Consider the following 16,397-nt stretch of genomic DNA (forward strand, 5'->3'; position numbering starts at 1 on the left):
GGATGGCCTTTTTACATTTAACAAACGTAGAACATTACCCTCCTTGAAATATAGCAGTTGCCCGGCTATCAACGAACCGCTAGAATAGATGCAATATGTAACATGAGAAAAGGAACAGCGGAGAGGATGAGCCGGGCAGTGACTACCTTTGAACCGTCACATTTGCTGAATGCTTTGCCCAAGCAGTTTTTTGCTGCACTGGTTGCCAGGGCTGCACAGGCGGCAGCGGAAGGGCATGATGTTATCAATCTGGGACAAGGCAATCCCGATATGCCGACACCGGCACATATTGTTGAAGCATTGCAGGGAGCTGCGCTTAATCCGTCCAACCATAGATATCCGCCGTTCCGCGGGCATGACTATCTGAAGGAAGCGGCAGCTGCCTTTTACAAAAGAGAGTACGGGGTGGAGCTGGACCCGCAGCGTGAAATCGCCATTCTGCCCGGAGGCAAGACCGGTCTGGTTGAGGTGGTGCAATGCCTGCTGAATCCCGGTGATACCGCGCTTGTTCCGGACCCGGGATACCCGGACTACTGGTCGGGGATCGAGCTGGCCCGGGCGGTTATGGAGCTTATGCCGCTCACGGCAGCACGCGGATTCCTGCCGGACTACGGCACTGTAAGCCCGGAGGCCGCAGCCAGAGCGAAGCTGATGTTTCTCAATTATCCGAACAATCCTACCGGAGCTGTGGCTGACGAAGCGTTCTTCGCGGAGACTGTCAGCTTTGCAGCAGCGAATAATATATGTGTGGTGCATGATTTTGCCTATGCGGCAATCGGCTACGAGGGTCTGAAGCCGGCAAGCTATCTGCAGACACGGGGAGCCAAGGATACCGGCATCGAAATTTACACGCTGTCGAAGACTTATAATATGGCCGGCTGGCGCGTGGCGTTTGCCGCAGGCAATGCCAGCGTAATCGAGAGCCTGAACCTGCTGCAGGATCATATGTATGTCAGCCTGTTCGGGGCGGTGCAGGAGGCAGCGGCAGCGGCCCTGCTCGGCCCGCAGGATGGTGTGCGGGAGAATGTGGCGCGTTACGAAGCCAGACGGGGCAGCCTGATCGGCGGGCTCCGGGAAGCCGGCTGGCAGGTGGAAGCCCCGCGCGGTTCCTTTTTCGCCTGGCTTCCTGTTCCGCCTGGTTACACCTCACAGAGCTTCGCTGATTTGCTGCTGGATAAGGCTCATGTGGTCGTGGCTCCGGGCATCGGTTTTGGCGCTTACGGAGAAGGTTATGTCCGGATCGGCCTTGTCAGTGATGAGGCCCGGCTGGCAGAGGCTGTACAGCGGATTGCTGGGCTGAAGCTTTTTGATTAATATACCGAAACTAAAGAGATGGCGGGACAATTGAGATGAAGATAACAGTAACGAGACAGGGAATCCGGAAAAATGAGGTGTATTTTACAGCAGACTGCGGCGAAGGCAAGGGAATCTGGTGCGGCAGTACCCCGGTCCTCCCCGGAGAAGCACAGGAGGTGGAATTTGAGCTGCCTGCACTGTTTATGCGCTGGGTGGATATTACTCCGGCTGCTGCAGGCGGCAATGCCATACGTGTTGAAGGGGAACAAATCCTGTTAACAGGTATTTTGGAGAACATTGAGGAGGACGGAACGGGGTATCTGCGGCTGGGGGACGAGCTGATCATGTTTGAATGCCTGGGGGAGCCGATGGCGCTTGGCGGCTGCGTAGAGATCAGAGCCCGGGAGCTGATGATTTATCCGGTAAATCTGTAGGCACAGGTGCTCTTGCCGCAGGAATAGAAATGCTGCAAATGCTGCACGGCCATAGCCACCCCGTGATAAATAATGCTAAGATAAGCTTAGAATTGAAGTACAGCTATAAGGAGCAGAAGTCCAATGAACAGCGATATTCAGCAATTTAAGACGGAGTTTTTCAAGGCGCTGGCTCATCCGATGCGGATCCGCATCCTGGAACTGCTGAGTGATGGCGAGAAGAATGTGAATGAGCTGCAGGCGATTCTCGGATCGGAAGGCTCTGCGGTCTCCCAGCAGCTGGCTGTCCTGCGCGCCAAAAATGTGGTTGCCAGCGTCAAGGAGGGCACCACTGTAATCTACTCTCTCCGCGATCCCCTGATCAAGGATCTGCTGGCAGTAGCCAGGCAGATATTCGATAATCACCTCGTAAATGCGATTTCCATCCTGGAGGGTATCCGCAGTGAATAAAATCTGCCCCTGAGCGGGCGGATTTCCCGTTGACAAGAACGGCGGGCAGGAGTAATGTTGCTCATATATTCAAATAATCAGATATTCAAAGAAAAGAAGGTTAGATGATGACAGGGTGGGGCCGTTTTCAAGGCTACAACATTGCTTCGCTGCGCAAGGATATCATTTCAGGGACGATTGTCGGCGTGATTGCCATCCCGTTGGGGATGGCATTTGCTATTGCTTCCGGTGTCAAGCCGGAGTACGGGATTTATACAACAATTGTGGCGGGAATCCTGATTTCCCTGTTCGGCGGCTCGAAATTCCAGATCGGCGGACCAACCGGTGCGTTCATTCCGATTCTGTTCGCCATTGCGATGGAATACGGATATGAGAATCTGCTGATTGCCGGGATGATGGCCGGGGTTATTCTGGTGCTGATGGGCCTCTTCAGACTCGGTGTGCTGATCAAATTTATTCCAAGGCCGGTCACCATCGGCTTTACCGCGGGGATTGCCGTTATCATTTTTACCGGGCAGATCGGGAATTTCCTCGGGCTGCAGGGGGTTAAGCGCCATGAGGCCTTCATCGACAATATGAAGGAGCTGGGCCTGCATATCTCCACAGTCAATCTGTATAGTGTGCTGACGGCTGTTATCTGTTTTGCAGTAGTTATACTCGGCCTGCGGTTTGCCCCCAAGGTACCGGGTTCACTGATCGGGCTGCTGTGCGCTACACTGGTTGCGGCACTGTTCTTCAGCGGCAAGGTTACAACTATCGGCTCAGCCTACGGTGATATTCCGAATACGCTGCCGAGCTTTCACTTTCCGGTAATCACCTGGGAGCGGATCAGGCTGCTGCTCCGCCCGGCGTTTGTCATCGCCATGCTGGGAGCGATTGAATCACTCCTGTCTGCGGTAGTGGCCGACGGCATGTCCGGCAGCCGGCATAACAGCAACCGTGAGCTGGTCGGCCAGGGCATTGCCAATATTGCCGCTCCGCTGTTCGGCGGCATTCCGGCTACCGGGGCGATTGCCAGAACGGCCACGAATATCCGCAGCGGGGCGGCTTCTCCGCTGTCGGGCGTCATTCACGGCGTCGTGGTGTTCCTGATCCTGCTGCTCTTTGCGCCGTATGCCTCCAGTATTCCGCTTGCAGCGATGGCACCCATTCTGATGGTCGTCGCCTGGAATATGAGCGAGCGCAAGCAGTTCCTGAAGCTGCTGAAGCTGAAGACGGGAGATTCCCTGGTCATGTTCATTACCTTTCTCCTGACCATATTCGCGGATCTGACAGTAGCTGTGGAGGCAGGGCTGGTCCTTGCCGTCATCCTGTTCGTAAAACGGATGGGCGAGACCCACCTGGTCGCCAAAGTGCTGCCCGATCCGGAGTCGGTGAAGGTGGCTCCGCATATGGTAACCGACAGCCATGACTGTCCGCAGGTCGGAATCTATAACGTGGAGGGGCCGCTGTTCTTCGGCGCCGCCTACCGGTTTGGCAATACGATGCCGGAGCCTGGACCCGGCAAGCCCAAGCTGATCATTCTGCGCATGGGCAAGGTGCCGTTCATGGATACGACCGGCGAGGCCAATCTGGCTGAGCTGGTGAAGCAATTGCAGGCTGACGGCGGGAAGCTGCTGATCTCCGGCATTGAGCCGCAGCCGCTTGAGCTGCTGAAACGGACCGGCCTATACGACAAGATCGGAGTACAGCAGTTCTTCGGGCATACGGGGGATGCGATAAATGCCGCACTGGCCATGATTCAGACAGAACGCTGCGCAGGCTGCCGGCATGCCGCGTTCCGGGAGTGTGCGGCGCTGGCCGGTGTTCAGGAAGCGCCGGGCAGAACAGGCTTCAAGAGTCATAAGCCTGCTATAGCCGGCAAGCTCAGCAGCGGCATCTGACCGCACGGCTTCCGTCACAGCAAATATAAATATATAACAGCCCGGGTGCATCCAGACGCCCGGGCTGTTATATTTAGTATGGTTGTTCCATTCTTACGGATAAGGAGAATATTCCCTGATGAAGGAACTGAATTATACGAAAGTGTTTGTGCTGTTGGCCGGGCTGTCCCTGGCAACTTTAGGGGTGTACCGGGTGGTTTCGCTGCGGACCGATACATACTTTGATTTTTTACTGTGGAACCTCTTCCTGGCCTGGATTCCTTTTTTGTTCTCGAGCGCCGCATATGTACTGGATAAACAGAGGTTCAGCAGCATGCTGCTGCTGCCGCTCGGGATCGCCTGGCTGCTGTTTTTTCCGAACGCGCCGTATCTGATGACAGACCTGCTGCATCTGACCGCACGTAAAAGCATTTATATCGTCAGCGGAGAAGTACAGAGCCGGTTCTGGTATGATCTGGTCACCCTGCTGCTGTTCACCTGGAGCGGCTGGCTGACAGGCTTCTTCTCGCTGTACCAGTTTCAGAGTGTCATCACCCGCAAGAGCAATCTGTTCTTCTCCTGGATTTTTGTACTTGCCGCCTGTGCGCTTGGCGGCTACGGGGTGCTGCTCGGCCGGGTCTACCGGCTGAACAGCTGGGATGTGCTTACAGACCGGCACCAGCTGATTCAGCTGGTTAATGACAGCTTAAACCGGCAGTCGCTGTTCTTCAGCGTGTTCGTTGCGGTTGTACTGCTAGTGATCTATGCCACGCTGTACTTTTTGCTGAACGGGCTGGCCAGCAGCGGCGGGAGAGGCTACTCCAGAGGAGGCAGGAAATAATCCTCCGGGTCAGCATCCGGTACGTACAGGTACAGCTCCAGATTGATGGCCCCGTCCGGCTCAAAGGCTACGCCCTCGCCTGACAGGTACAGCTTCTGGACTGATCCGGATTCATCATCCAGGGCAATCCGGCCCTTGGCGTTAATGACCCTGTGCCACGGCAGCTTATACTTCCGGCTCATGGAATGAAGAATCCGCACCACCTGTCTGGCCGCTCTGGGGCTTCCGGCAGCCTTGGCTACGCCTCCGTAGGTCATAACCTTTCCCTCGGGGATGGCTTGGATGACGGCTATAACGTTTGCTGTAAATGGTGTCATAGGTTCTCCTTAAACGTCAGTGGACTTGCCTAACGGATGATATAAACCAGATTATAACAGAGGATGTGCTTGTTTTGGGAACACTTATCCCCGGTAAAAAAGGAATGGGTCTGTCACCGGACCATCCGAAAGGGCTTGGCGGCTGGCTGGTGCTTATCCAGATCGGTCTTTATGTTACGTTTATCAGATCGTTTGTACTGATCTACGATTTCTTTACTAACACCCTCGGAAGTGAGGGCTGGTATGCCCTGACCTCGCCTGCTTCGGCAGATTATCATGCATCTTGGAAGCTGGTGCTGATTTTTGAAGTGAGCGCCAATATTATTTTGCTGTTAGCTTCTGTTTATCTGCTCACTCTGCTGTACAACAAACGGGCGGTTTTTCCGCGCTGGCTGATTTTTTACTATATCATCGGCCTGCTGCTGCAGGTCGTCATCACTGTGCTGGTTGCGGGCATCCCGCAGTCGTCAGAGCTCGCGGCAAGCGGCAATCTGCTGCAGAATATTGCCCGGGGTCTGGTAAACGGCCTCATCTGGACTGCTTACATTTTGCGCTCTAAGAGAGTGCGTAATACCTTTGTTAATTAACCGATATAAAAGCCAGTAGAAAGCCGCAGCTGCGGCTTTTTTTGCTGTCCCGGCAAACGGATATACGAATAGGACTGCAGGAGGCGGGGGATAATCAGATCAAAAGAATAGACAGGAGTGACGGCTGTGACGAAAGCGGGAACTACGGAGGACAGCGGGCATTCTGCCGCGAAGATTGATTCCTCCCAGCCTCTAAGCCGTTCTATGGAAGATACGCTGGCGCTGTTCCGGAGGATCTTCCGTAATGACGGCACGCTTAGAATACGGGTGATTGAGAATGACCGTGACAAGCGCATCCGCTGCGCATTGATCTACGCTGACGGAATGGTCGACCGGGAGCTGCTCCAGAACGGGGTAATGAGGCCGGTCATAACCTACGAGTTCCCGGACAGGGACTGTGTGAACCCTGAGAGTCTGATGGAGCTGATCCGCACCCGGGTGATCCATATCAGCGATGTGACAGTCTCGGTGCAGCTGGATGAGCTGATCGGTGCAATTGTCAGCGGCAAAACCGTCTTTTTGCTGGATGGCTATGCCGGTTCACTGAATATTAACGCCCAGAGCCGGGAGACCCGTTCTATAGAAGAGCCTATGACCGAAAAGGCGGTGCGCGGTCCCCGGGACGGCTTTAATGAGTCGCTCCTGACCAATTTGACCCTGATCCGCCACCGGGTGCAGAACTCCGACCTCAAATTTGTTTTTACCGACATTGGCACCCGAACAAAGACCCAGACCTGCATCTGCTATATGGAGAGCCTGGCCTCGCCCGATATCCTGAGGGAGCTGCAGGGCCGGCTGGCCCGTGTGGAGATCGACCATCTGCTGGATACAGGCTACCTGGCCGAATTAATCCGCGATGAGCCGTACTCCCCCTTTGAAATGATCGGAAGCACAGAGCGCCCGGATTCCGTTGTCGGCAAAATAATGGAGGGACGCATTGCTGTTCTGATCGACGGAAGCCCGTTCGCCCTGACCCTGCCTTATGTTTTCGTGGAAAACTTCCAGGCCAGCGAGGATTACTATATCAGTTATTTTTTCGCCACGTTTAACCGGCTGCTCAGAGTTCTCGGCGCGTTTCTGTCGATCAGTATTCCTGCCGTTTATCTGGCACTGGTCACCTACAGCCAGGAGATGGTACCGACCCTGCTGCTGTTGAGTATCGCGGCCGCGCGTTTGTCTGTACCGTTTCCCACTGTAGTTGAAGCGGTGCTCATGCTGACGATCTTTGAGATTCTTCGTGAGGCGGGAGCGAGAATTCCCAATTCCATCGGGCAGGCGGTCAGCATTGTGGGTGCGCTGGTGCTGGGCCAGGCTGCGGTGGACGCGCGGATTGTCAGCGCTCCGATGGTTATTGTCGTAGGGCTGACCGGAATCACAACCCTGCTTAACCCAAGGCTTACCGGGCCTTTGATTATCGTCAGGATCATCCTGCTGCTCAGCGCCTTTTTGTTCGGCCTCTTCGGCTATTTCTTCGGGCTGCTCGGGCTGGTCATCCATCTGATGAGCCTGCGCTCCTTCGGCGTTCCCTACATGCTCGGGGTAGGCTCAATCCGGCCTCAGGATATCAAAGACACGGCAGTGCGTGCACCCTGGTGGGATATGTACCTGCGCCCGGCGGTGATCGGGGCCCGCAATATGAAGCGTAAGGCTCCGCAGCGGAAGCGGGGAAGAAGATGAGCAGAACTGCCGTCAGAACAGCTTCTGCCCTGCTGGCCGCCGTGATGCTCTTCAGCCTGACCGGCTGCTGGAATTATTCGGAGATCGATGATATGTCCATTGTGGCCGGTGTAGCCCTTGATAAGAATAAAGCGGACAACAACATCCAGATGACCGTAGAGATGGTTGATACGCAGGGCGGGCTGCAGGATAACCAGACCGGCTTCAAAATGCTGAGCCTGACCGGCGATACCATTTTCAGTATTGCCCGCTCTATGATTTCGCTGACCGGCCGGAAGCTGTTCTGGAGCCATGCCAAGGTCATTATCATCAGCGAGGAGCTGGCCCGTGAGGGGCTGGTAAAGGTTATTGACTGGTACAGCAGGGATACGGAGACCCGGGCTGATGTGTTCATCTTTGTAGCAGGCGAAAAAAATGCCCGTGAGGTGCTTAATCTGAACAACACGACAAAGACGATCATGTCCTTTGAGCTGGCGCAGATGATGAAGGATGAGCCGTTTACGGGCACGGCGCCGGTTGTGGAGATCTGGGATTTTATCGACAAGCTGGAGACTCCCGGGAAAAATGCGATTGCCCCGCTGATAAACATCAGCGAGATGAACGGGCAGAAGAACGGACGTGTTAACGGGGCTGCGGTGTTTGTAGAGGACCGGATGGTCGGCAAGCTGGACGGAATTGAAACCCAATATGCTCTTTTTGCCAAAAATCATGTGAAGGGCGGGGTGCTGACAATAGACAATGAGCGCGGCAGGCCCACCTATTCGCTGGAGATTTTATCAAACCGGACAAAGGTTAAGCCTGTCTGGGTAAACGGCAAGCTTCAGATCCAGGTGCATACGCTCACCCATACCGGACTTGATGAAGTAATGAGCACGGCCCGACTGACCGGAAATGAGAGCCTTGAGGCCATTGAGAACCGGGCAAGCGCACAAGTGCAGCGTAACATTCTCTCTGTCATCCGCAAGCTGCAGCGGGAATATCAGGCGGATATTTTCGGCTTCGGTAAGGCTGTGCATGAAGCTATGCCGCAAAGCTGGCACAAGCTGGAGGAGAGCTGGCCTGAGGAATTCAAGGAGCTCGATGTGAAGGTCACTTCAAAGGTAATCATTCAGAGTACAGCCAAATCTTCGAGAACAATCAAGTTAGGAGATTAATGACCGTGCCCGTCTACATTGTACTGATTTACGCATTTATTGTGTGGTTAGACCCTTATGGCCTGTTTAAGCAGGGAAAAAAGCGGGATTTTTACATGTGCTCTGTGCTGTGCCTGATCTCCTTCGTGCTGGCTTTCAGCCTGGCGATGCATTGGGAGATTCCCAGTCCTTCACCGCCGATTGTCCATTTTATAAAACAGTTATTCTAAGGGTCCGCAGAAAGGAGGGGTATGCATGAGCAAGGAGATTATACCAGGGGGACAATCCATCAGTATAATCATAATGTTCATCATCGGCAGCTCGCTGTTTATGGGTACTTCAGGCGAATCGGGCAACAGCAGCTGGATTGCGATTATTCTGTCTGTGCTGCTTGCGATCCCTCTGATGCTGATTTATGCACGGCTCCATACGCTTTTTCCGGGGAAAAATCTGTTCGATATGCTCATTTCCGTCTTCGGGAGAGTCATAGGACGGGTGTTCTCCTGTTTGTATATCTGGTATACCCTTCACCTGGGCTCCCTGGTACTGCGCAATTTCGGGGAATTCAGCAAGACAGTGGTCCTGACATCCACTCCGATGCTGGCTCCGATGCTGATTATCGGCCTGCTCTGTATCTGGGTGGTGAATGCAGGTATGGAGGTAGTCGGACGAAGCTCAAAATTTCTGCTGCTGTTCACGTTTGCCGTAATTGTTGTTGTCCAGCTGCTCTCTATCCCCAAGTATGAATATCAGCATTTGAAGCCCCTGCTGGACAGCGGCTGGGGACCCGTATTCTCGGATGTGGCAGGCTCCTTTACGTTTCCGTTCGCGGAGATTGTGGTGTTCCTGGGAGCTTTCTCGGCTCTTCCGCGAAAGGGTTCGGCGGCACGGGTGCTAATCAGCGGGGTAGTCATTGCAGGAGTGATCATTACCGGCGTTTCTGTGCGGAATCTGCTTGTACTTGGCCCGGAAATTCTGTCCTCGCTCTATTTCCCCTCCTATGTGGCGGTCAGCCGGATCAATGTCGGAGATTTTCTGACCCGGATCGAGGGCTCGTCTGCCATAATTTTTATAGCCTCATTGTTCATAAAAGCAAGCCTTTGCCTGTATGTAAGCTGCCAGGGTATTTCCAGAGTCTTCAATCTGGTAAGCTACCGCTCTGTAGTCCTGCAGATGGGGCTGATTATGGTTTACATGGCGGATTTCATCTATCAAGATATTACGCAGATGCAGTATTTTGCCTATCATATTTATAAAGTGTATGCACTACCCTTTCAGTTGTTCATTCCGCTGCTGCTGTGGCTTACCGCTGAAATAACGGTGCGCAGGGCCGGGGCGGGCGAGGAGCCTTCACCATGATAAAATGATAAAGCACCTGTTGCCTGATTTTCCGCTTATCGCCGGCGGGAGGTTTTTTGTTATTTCCAAGCGTTGCTGAAGATCGTTATAATGAGAGACAGAGAAAACGCCTTTGCCGGCGGAGTGAGTTTTACGTTTAACAAGGAGGAAGCTTATGAGTGTTTCGAGTATCATGATGTCCTCCCATTGGGGCAGAGAGGTCAGACATAAGTATGCGGCCCAGGGCTCCAAGGCGCTGGCTGTTGTTTTTCCGGGCCAGAACTATTCAGCCGAACGCTCCCTGCTGGACTATGCAGGCAAGGTGGCTGCTGAGCACGGCTGTGATCTGCTGATTCTGGAATACGGCTATCAGAGCGCTCGGGCGGGATTCAAGCGGGAAGAGCTGGATATAGTCGTAGAGGAATGCAAAGCGGCACTGGGCGCGGTTGCCGAATACGAGCAGCTGCTGTTCATCAGCAAAAGCATGGGGACCGTCATTGCCGGACGGGTGGCGGCAGAGCTGGGTGTGCAGCAGAAGACGGCTCACCTGTACCTGACTCCCATCGCCGAAACGGTACCCTGGATCCGCAAAAGCCGGGGGAGTGTTATCTATGGCGGCAGCGACCCGATGTTCAGCGGGCAGCATCCTGCCGAAATCAGCGGACTGCCGAATATCAGGGTGTACCGGATTGATGACGCCAATCATGCGCTTGAGGTGGGCAGTGTCAATGAATCTCTGGCGGTGCTGCTGGTGATTATCAATTTTTATCATGAGTTTTTCCGCGATGCGCTTGAAGCTTAAGGTTTGTTTACAGTAAGGGGTAGAAGGAGGAAGCCAGATGATATTGGAAGCGGCCATGCTGCAGATTAAACCGGGGCATACCGCGGAGTTTGAAGCCAGCTTCACCAAGGCCTCTCCGCTGATTGCCTCCATTGATGGCTATCTGGGACATGAGCTCCAGCACTGTCTGGAGGATGACCATAAATATCTGCTGCTTGTAAAGTGGCGGGCACTCGAAGATCATACGGTAGGATTCAGGGAATCAGCCCAGTACCAGGAATGGAAGGCCCTGCTTCACAGATATTACGACCCGTTCCCGGCAGTAGAGCATTTCACCAGTGTGAATCTGGACTAAACGGGAGGAAAGGCTATGGAGTATAACCGGCGGGTAGGCGCAGGCCGGACTGCAGAAGTATTTGAGCACGGGGATAACACAATTGTTAAGCTTTATCTGGAGGATTTTTCTCCGGCAGCAGTGGAGCAGGAATTCAGGGTAAGCTCATATGTTTATAACCAGGACAGTGTCCGCACTCCCAAGCCTGTCGGGCTTATTGAAGCAGAAGGGCGCAGGGGAATTGTCTTTCAGCAGATTCACGGGCGCTCCCTGCTGGGCCAGATCAGCGGACAGCCCTGGCGTTTGTCCGTGTATGCCAAGCAGCTGGCCGCCCTGCATTATCAGCTGCATCAGCTGGAGGGCAGCCCGGAGCTCGGTCAGCATAAGGAGCAGCTGCACAGACAGATTGTAGCCGCACCCATGCTGACCATGGAGGAGAAAACGGCTGTTCTGGAACATCTGCAGCGGCTGCCTGAAGGCGGCAGGCTGTGTCACGGCGACTTCCATCCTGATAATGTGCTTATTGATGCCGACGGTGCCTGGATTATCGACTGGATGAACGGCATTTCCGGAAATCCTGCGGCGGATGCCGCAAGATCAGTGCTGCTGTTCAGCATGGGGGCGATGCCTCCGGGGAGCTCATTCGCCGCACGGGTGGTCACCGGCTTCATCAGGCAGAAGCTTACGAAGGTCTATATCCGCGAATACCTCCGCTTGTCGGGCCGCAGCTATGCCGAGATCAATGCCTGGGTGCTGCCTGTAGCGGCAGCGAGGCTAATCGAAGGGGTTCCGGCCGCAGAGAAGGAGCAGCTGGCCAAAGAAATCCGCAGGCGTCTCAGATCCATCCGGAAGTCCTAGCACTTTTCTAAGAGAAGGGTGTTATACCGTGTGACTGCAATGTGTAAAGGGAATTATATGATAATCCGGTCAGCCAGAGCTTCTGGCTGGCTTTTTTGTGTGAAATCATGAGTCATGAACCATGAACCGCTAACGGACCTCAGTGCTCTTATTTTCTCTCCAGTCCCCTTTTTTGCTCCGAATACGGGCATATAAGGTCGCTGGTGTCCGTTAGGATGATTAAAGAACGGTTTTGCTGAAAATAAGCGCATTTGAGTCCGTTACGGGATGAGGTATCTGGCGCGTTAACCTGCCGGTCATCCGCTGTAGCCGGTGATTTAATTGCTTATAGATGACCGGCCAAGTGCCTGAGCCAGCATCATATTAAGGCGTACTTTGTGCCCCCGGGGAATGGCGGACCGGCCCGTTAAATGACCTTGGCTCAGCCCAAAAACGTTCAGCAAACTTTCAGCTTGGCCTCATTGGCGATTAAGGTACGGGTGCAATAATACGACTATGCAATGCTTGACACTGGGGAGAGAGCGCTGCCGAATGAGGTTCTATTGAAAGATGGGAGTGGAACAACTTGAATGATGTTAAAAAAATCGGCACTGACGTGGTACTGCTGTTTATTCTGCTGCTGGCAGCCTTTCTTTACGGATTCGGGATCTGGAATGATCATTATGTAAATACGTATTACACCACTGCAGTCGGAAGCATGCTCCAGAGCTTCCACAATTTCTTCTTTGCTTCGCTGGATTCTGCGGGTTCCGTAACCGTGGATAAGCCGCCGGTGACGTTCTGGATTCAGACGCTCAGCGCCTGGGTCTTCGGACTGCACGGCTGGAGTGTTATTCTGCCTCAAGCCTTGGCCGGCGTAGGCTCGGTACTGCTGGTCTACCTGCTGGTCAAGCCAAGCTTCGGCAGAACAGCGGCCCGCCTCGCCGCGCTGGCGATGGCTACAACGCCTGTTGCAGCGGCAGTCAGCCGCACGAACAACATTGATGCCATGCTGGTGTTTACCCTGCTGCTGGCAGCCTGGTTTTTGTTCAAAGGGACCAGACAGCATAAAACAGGCAGTCTCCTCACCGCCTTCGGACTGATCGGGGTGGCCTTCAACGAGAAGATGCTGCAGGCCTATATGGTTGTGCCGGCTTTTTATCTGTTCTATATTCTGGCCGCCAAGGTCAACTGGAAGAAAAAAACCGGTGTGCTGGCCGCCTGCACCGCAGTGCTGCTGGTAGTTTCGCTATCCTGGGCGGTTATCGTTGACTCGATTCCGGCGGATAAACGGCCGTATATGGGCAGCAGCGGCACCAACTCGGTGCTTAATCTGGCCTTCGGGTATAACGGGGTATCCCGTCTGACGGGGGACCGCAGCACAGGGGGCGGCAGCGGCATGCCGGGTGGCGGCAGCTTCGGCGGAGGCCAGATGCCGGGCATGAACGGTGAGATGCCGGCCTTTGGCGGCGGAATGCAGGGCATGAATGGTGAGATGCCCGCTATGGATGGGGCCGGCGGGCAGGGCAGCCCTGACGGCCAGGGACAGGGCGGTGACGATGGCGTCCGCGGCCAGCAGGGTACAGGCGGCGGAGCGCGCAGCGGTGACGATGGAGCGGCATCCCGAGGCCAGCAGGGTACGGGTGCGGAGGACGGAGGCCAAGGCGCGGAGGACGGCGGGATGCCGGGAACCCGGCCTGACGGCGGAAGCCGGCAGTTCGGGGGCGCTGACGGCGGCGGTGGCGGCATGAACGGCGGCGGTGGCGGCATGTTTAACACCGGCACAGCCGGTCCGCTGCGGCTGTTCCAGCAGGAGCTGTCCGGCCAAGCCAGCTGGCTGCTGCCCTTTGTTTTATTCGGCGTAATCGGCATTTTTGCCAGTCTGCGCCGCAGGCATTTTACGATGCAGCACAAAGAAGCCCTGTTCTGGCTGGCCTGGCTGGTTCCGGTGATGGGATTCTTCAGTATCGCCGGATTCTTTCACCAGTATTACCTGATCATGATGGCGCCGCCGGTTGCGGCGCTGGCCGGAGCAGGCTGGTTCAAGCTCTGGCACTACTATAAAGAGCGTTCCGGCTGGCTGCCCTGGCTGCTTCCGGCAGCTGTTCCGGCTACTGCAGTCTTTCAGTGGTACATTATTCGTCCGTATGACAGCACCATCGGCAGCGGCTGGTCAACCGGAGTTCTGGCAGCCGGAATTACAGCAGCCTTGCTTCTAATTGTGCTGCGGATTCTAAAAGGCCGGGGGAAGCCAGCCCTTGTCCATGCCGTGGCTGTAGCCGGGCTGCTGGTGCTGCTGATCGGTCCGCTGTACTGGGCGTTTACACCGATCACATACGGGCTTAACAGCATGACTCCGGCCGCAGGTCCTGACAGCAGTGACAGCGGCGGCTTTGGAGGAGGCGGCGGACGAAATGCCAGCACCGGAGTGAACGGGGAGCTGCTGGCTTATCTGAAGGAGCATAATACCGGTGAAGAATATCTATTCGCAGCCATGGATTACGGGACAGCAGGCCCTTATATTATCGACGAAGGTGAAAAAGTAGTTATTCTGAACGGCTTCAACAACTCGGATGTACCTTACACGACTGAGACACTGCAGGCACTGGTGGAAAGCGGCAAGGTGAAATATTTCCTCGTTACCAGCGGCGGTATGGGCGGAGGACGGGGCGGTAATTCCGAGATTACAAGCTGGATTACGGAAAATGGCACAGAGGTGCCGTCAGCCGACTGGCAGGGAACCGTGACGGGCGGAGCCGGCGGAACCCTGTATGAGGTCCATTTAAACTAAGCATATTTATTTTAAGGAGGAGCTGCCCATGAGTATCAACGTGCGCTATTCCGTCATTATACCGATGTACAATGAAGAAGCCGTGATTCAGGAAACCTACCGGCGGATCAAAAAAGTAATGGGTACAACAGGCGAGTCCTATGAGCTGCTGTTCGTAAATGACGGCAGTACAGATCATTGTGCACAGATGGTGGAGGAATACAGCTACTGGGACGAGAGTGTGAAGCTGATCGACCTTTCGCGCAATTTCGGGCATCAGATTGCCATTACAGCCGGCATGGACTATTCGCTGGGCGATGCAGTTATCATTATTGATGCCGATTTGCAGGACCCGCCGGAACTGATTCTGACGATGACCGAGGAATGGAAAAAAGGCTACGAGGTCGTATATGCCAAGCGCATCAAGCGTAACGGCGAATCCTTATTCAAAAAATGGACGGCCAGCGCCTTTTACCGGATCCTCCGCTATTCCACCGACATCTCTATCCCGGTTGACACAGGCGACTTCCGGCTGATTGACCGCAAGGTATGCGAAGAGCTGAAACGGCTGCCGGAGAAAAACCGGTTTGTCCGCGGCCTGGTCAGCTGGGTCGGCTTCCGGCAGAAGGCGATAGAATATGAGCGGGATGAGCGGCTGGCCGGTGAGACCAAATATCCGCTGAAGCGGATGATCAAGCTGTCGCTGGACGGCATCACCTCCTTTTCATACAAGCCGCTGAAGCTGGCAGGGTATCTCGGAGGGCTGCTCTCAGCCAGCGGATTTCTGTACCTTATGTATGTGCTGTACCTGGCGCTCTTTACGGATGAGGCCGTTAAAGGCTGGGCGTCAATGATCGGCATTACCTTAACGTTCAACGGATTCGTGCTGATCATGCTGGGTATTCTCGGCGAGTATGTCGGGCGGATTTATGATGAGACCAAGGGCCGTCCGCTGTACATTGTGCAGGATTTCTATGAGGGCAGGGCGCAGCAGGCTGTTCAGGAGCCTAGAGTGGCCCAACTCAACAAGTGAATAGGGAGAGTGACCTCTCCGTTACGAAAAAAGCTATCCCGGCAGATATGGCCTCAGGCCAATCCACCGGGATAGCTTTTTGCTGCTCTGAATTACTGAGCTGTATAGTATAGGCTTGCCTCGTACTACTAAGCCTTCAGCAAATCGTGGTCCACATATCTTGCGCCGTTCAGCTCGCTGATGATGTTGATGGCGACCTTTGCACCGTCACCGGCAGTGATGATGGCGTGTACGCTGACACCGGCAACCGTTCCGGCGGCCCAGATGCCGTCTACGTTGGTTTTTCCCTCTGCGTTAACGGCTACTACGGTTTTGATTCTTGGCTCAGTGCCGTCCTTCGTTTCTACTCCTGCTTTGGCGGCAAGATCAGTCAGCACGCCAGTTGCCAGGATAACATGCTTCGCTTCGTAAGTAGCACCACTTTCGGTTTCAATCGTAATGCCTTCACCGCCGGCTGTAAGGTTAACGGCTTGATCGGCAACCAGCTCTGCTCCAAATTTGACCGCCTGCTTATGGCCGGTTTCAACCAGGTCGGGACCGCCTATTTCGGCAATTCCATAATAATTCTCATACCAGCCTCTGCGGGTCATGCCTTTGTCATTGTCAATCAACAGCGTTTTTTTGCCCGCCTTGGCAGTGAACAGGGCGGCGCTTGCACCGGCAGGGCCGGCTCCGATAATAGCAACTTCATACATAGCGTTAACCTC

Annotated in this window: 16 protein-coding genes; 14 read left to right on the top strand and 2 right to left on the bottom strand. The window is 54.6% G+C overall.

Annotated features, from left to right (window positions below; translation table 11 throughout):
* Window positions 1-102: 102 nt before the first annotated feature.
* From AC4G46_RS02735 to AC4G46_RS02755, 5 genes are all read left to right on the top strand, one after another.
* Window positions 103-1,314, top strand: a complete 1,212-nt coding sequence (locus AC4G46_RS02735) for a pyridoxal phosphate-dependent aminotransferase (RefSeq protein WP_491126586.1) — start codon at window positions 103-105, stop codon at window positions 1,312-1,314.
* A gap of 35 nt (window positions 1,315-1,349) precedes the next feature.
* A complete protein-coding gene (locus AC4G46_RS02740) occupies window positions 1,350-1,730 on the top strand; it encodes a hypothetical protein (protein WP_491126587.1) in 381 nt (126 codons plus the stop codon).
* Between the two features lie 123 nt (window positions 1,731-1,853).
* Window positions 1,854-2,180 (top strand): ArsR/SmtB family transcription factor, encoded by a 327-nt coding sequence (locus AC4G46_RS02745; protein ID WP_068723164.1) that lies wholly within the window; start codon window positions 1,854-1,856, stop codon window positions 2,178-2,180.
* Window positions 2,181-2,287: 107 nt separating this feature from the next.
* A complete protein-coding gene (locus tag AC4G46_RS02750; protein WP_491128773.1) occupies window positions 2,288-4,063 on the top strand; it encodes a SulP family inorganic anion transporter in 1,776 nt (591 codons plus the stop codon).
* 118 nt (window positions 4,064-4,181) lie between these two features.
* Window positions 4,182-4,883, top strand: a complete 702-nt coding sequence (locus AC4G46_RS02755; protein WP_491126588.1) for a DUF1361 domain-containing protein — start codon at window positions 4,182-4,184, stop codon at window positions 4,881-4,883.
* Here the strand turns inward: AC4G46_RS02755 and AC4G46_RS02760 are convergent.
* Window positions 4,859-5,200: an MGMT family protein gene (locus AC4G46_RS02760; RefSeq protein ID WP_491126589.1), complete on the bottom strand. Its 342-nt coding sequence runs from the start codon at window positions 5,198-5,200 to the stop codon at window positions 4,859-4,861. The two genes, AC4G46_RS02755 and AC4G46_RS02760, sit on opposite strands and share 25 nt — an antisense overlap.
* A gap of 74 nt (window positions 5,201-5,274) precedes the next feature.
* Here AC4G46_RS02760 and AC4G46_RS02765 point away from each other — a divergent pair, with 74 nt between their 5' ends.
* The 9 genes from AC4G46_RS02765 (at window position 5,275) to AC4G46_RS02805 (ending at window position 15,690) form a co-directional block, all read left to right on the top strand.
* Window positions 5,275-5,787 carry a DUF2569 domain-containing protein gene (locus AC4G46_RS02765; RefSeq protein ID WP_491126590.1) on the top strand — a complete coding sequence of 171 codons (513 nt, stop codon included), beginning with the start codon at window positions 5,275-5,277 and terminating at the stop codon, window positions 5,785-5,787.
* Window positions 5,788-5,913: 126 nt separating this feature from the next.
* Complete coding sequence (locus tag AC4G46_RS02770) at window positions 5,914-7,464, top strand: spore germination protein (RefSeq protein WP_491126591.1); 1,551 nt, start codon at window positions 5,914-5,916, stop codon at window positions 7,462-7,464.
* Window positions 7,461-8,618, top strand: coding sequence for a Ger(x)C family spore germination protein (locus tag AC4G46_RS02775; protein ID WP_491126592.1), 1,158 nt, complete (start codon window positions 7,461-7,463; stop codon window positions 8,616-8,618). The genes AC4G46_RS02770 and AC4G46_RS02775 overlap by 4 nt, the downstream gene beginning before the upstream one ends.
* 234 nt (window positions 8,619-8,852) lie before the next feature.
* On the top strand, window positions 8,853-9,956 hold the full coding sequence (locus tag AC4G46_RS02780; RefSeq protein WP_491126593.1) for a GerAB/ArcD/ProY family transporter: 1,104 nt from the start codon (window positions 8,853-8,855) through the stop codon (window positions 9,954-9,956).
* A 154-nt stretch (window positions 9,957-10,110) separates the two neighbouring features.
* Complete coding sequence (locus AC4G46_RS02785; RefSeq protein ID WP_491126594.1) at window positions 10,111-10,737, top strand: hypothetical protein; 627 nt, start codon at window positions 10,111-10,113, stop codon at window positions 10,735-10,737.
* A 37-nt stretch (window positions 10,738-10,774) separates the two neighbouring features.
* The gene (locus AC4G46_RS02790; protein ID WP_491126595.1) at window positions 10,775-11,071 is read left to right on the top strand and encodes an antibiotic biosynthesis monooxygenase family protein; all 297 of its coding nucleotides are present in this window, start codon (window positions 10,775-10,777) and stop codon (window positions 11,069-11,071) included.
* 15 nt (window positions 11,072-11,086) lie between these two features.
* Complete coding sequence (locus AC4G46_RS02795; protein ID WP_491126596.1) at window positions 11,087-11,908, top strand: phosphotransferase family protein; 822 nt, start codon at window positions 11,087-11,089, stop codon at window positions 11,906-11,908.
* 565 nt (window positions 11,909-12,473) lie between these two features.
* Window positions 12,474-14,678 carry a glycosyltransferase family 39 protein gene (locus AC4G46_RS02800; RefSeq protein ID WP_491126597.1) on the top strand — a complete coding sequence of 735 codons (2,205 nt, stop codon included), beginning with the start codon at window positions 12,474-12,476 and terminating at the stop codon, window positions 14,676-14,678.
* 28 nt (window positions 14,679-14,706) lie between these two features.
* Window positions 14,707-15,690, top strand: coding sequence for a glycosyltransferase family 2 protein (locus AC4G46_RS02805; RefSeq protein ID WP_491126598.1), 984 nt, complete (start codon window positions 14,707-14,709; stop codon window positions 15,688-15,690).
* A 128-nt stretch (window positions 15,691-15,818) separates the two neighbouring features.
* On the opposite strand, the gene AC4G46_RS02810 is transcribed toward AC4G46_RS02805, so the two are convergent.
* Entirely contained in the window at window positions 15,819-16,385 is a 567-nt protein-coding gene (locus AC4G46_RS02810) for an FAD-dependent oxidoreductase (protein WP_491126599.1), read from the bottom strand.
* Between the last annotated feature and the right edge of the window lie 12 nt (window positions 16,386-16,397).

The organism is Paenibacillus sp. fava2 (assembly GCF_058313675.1).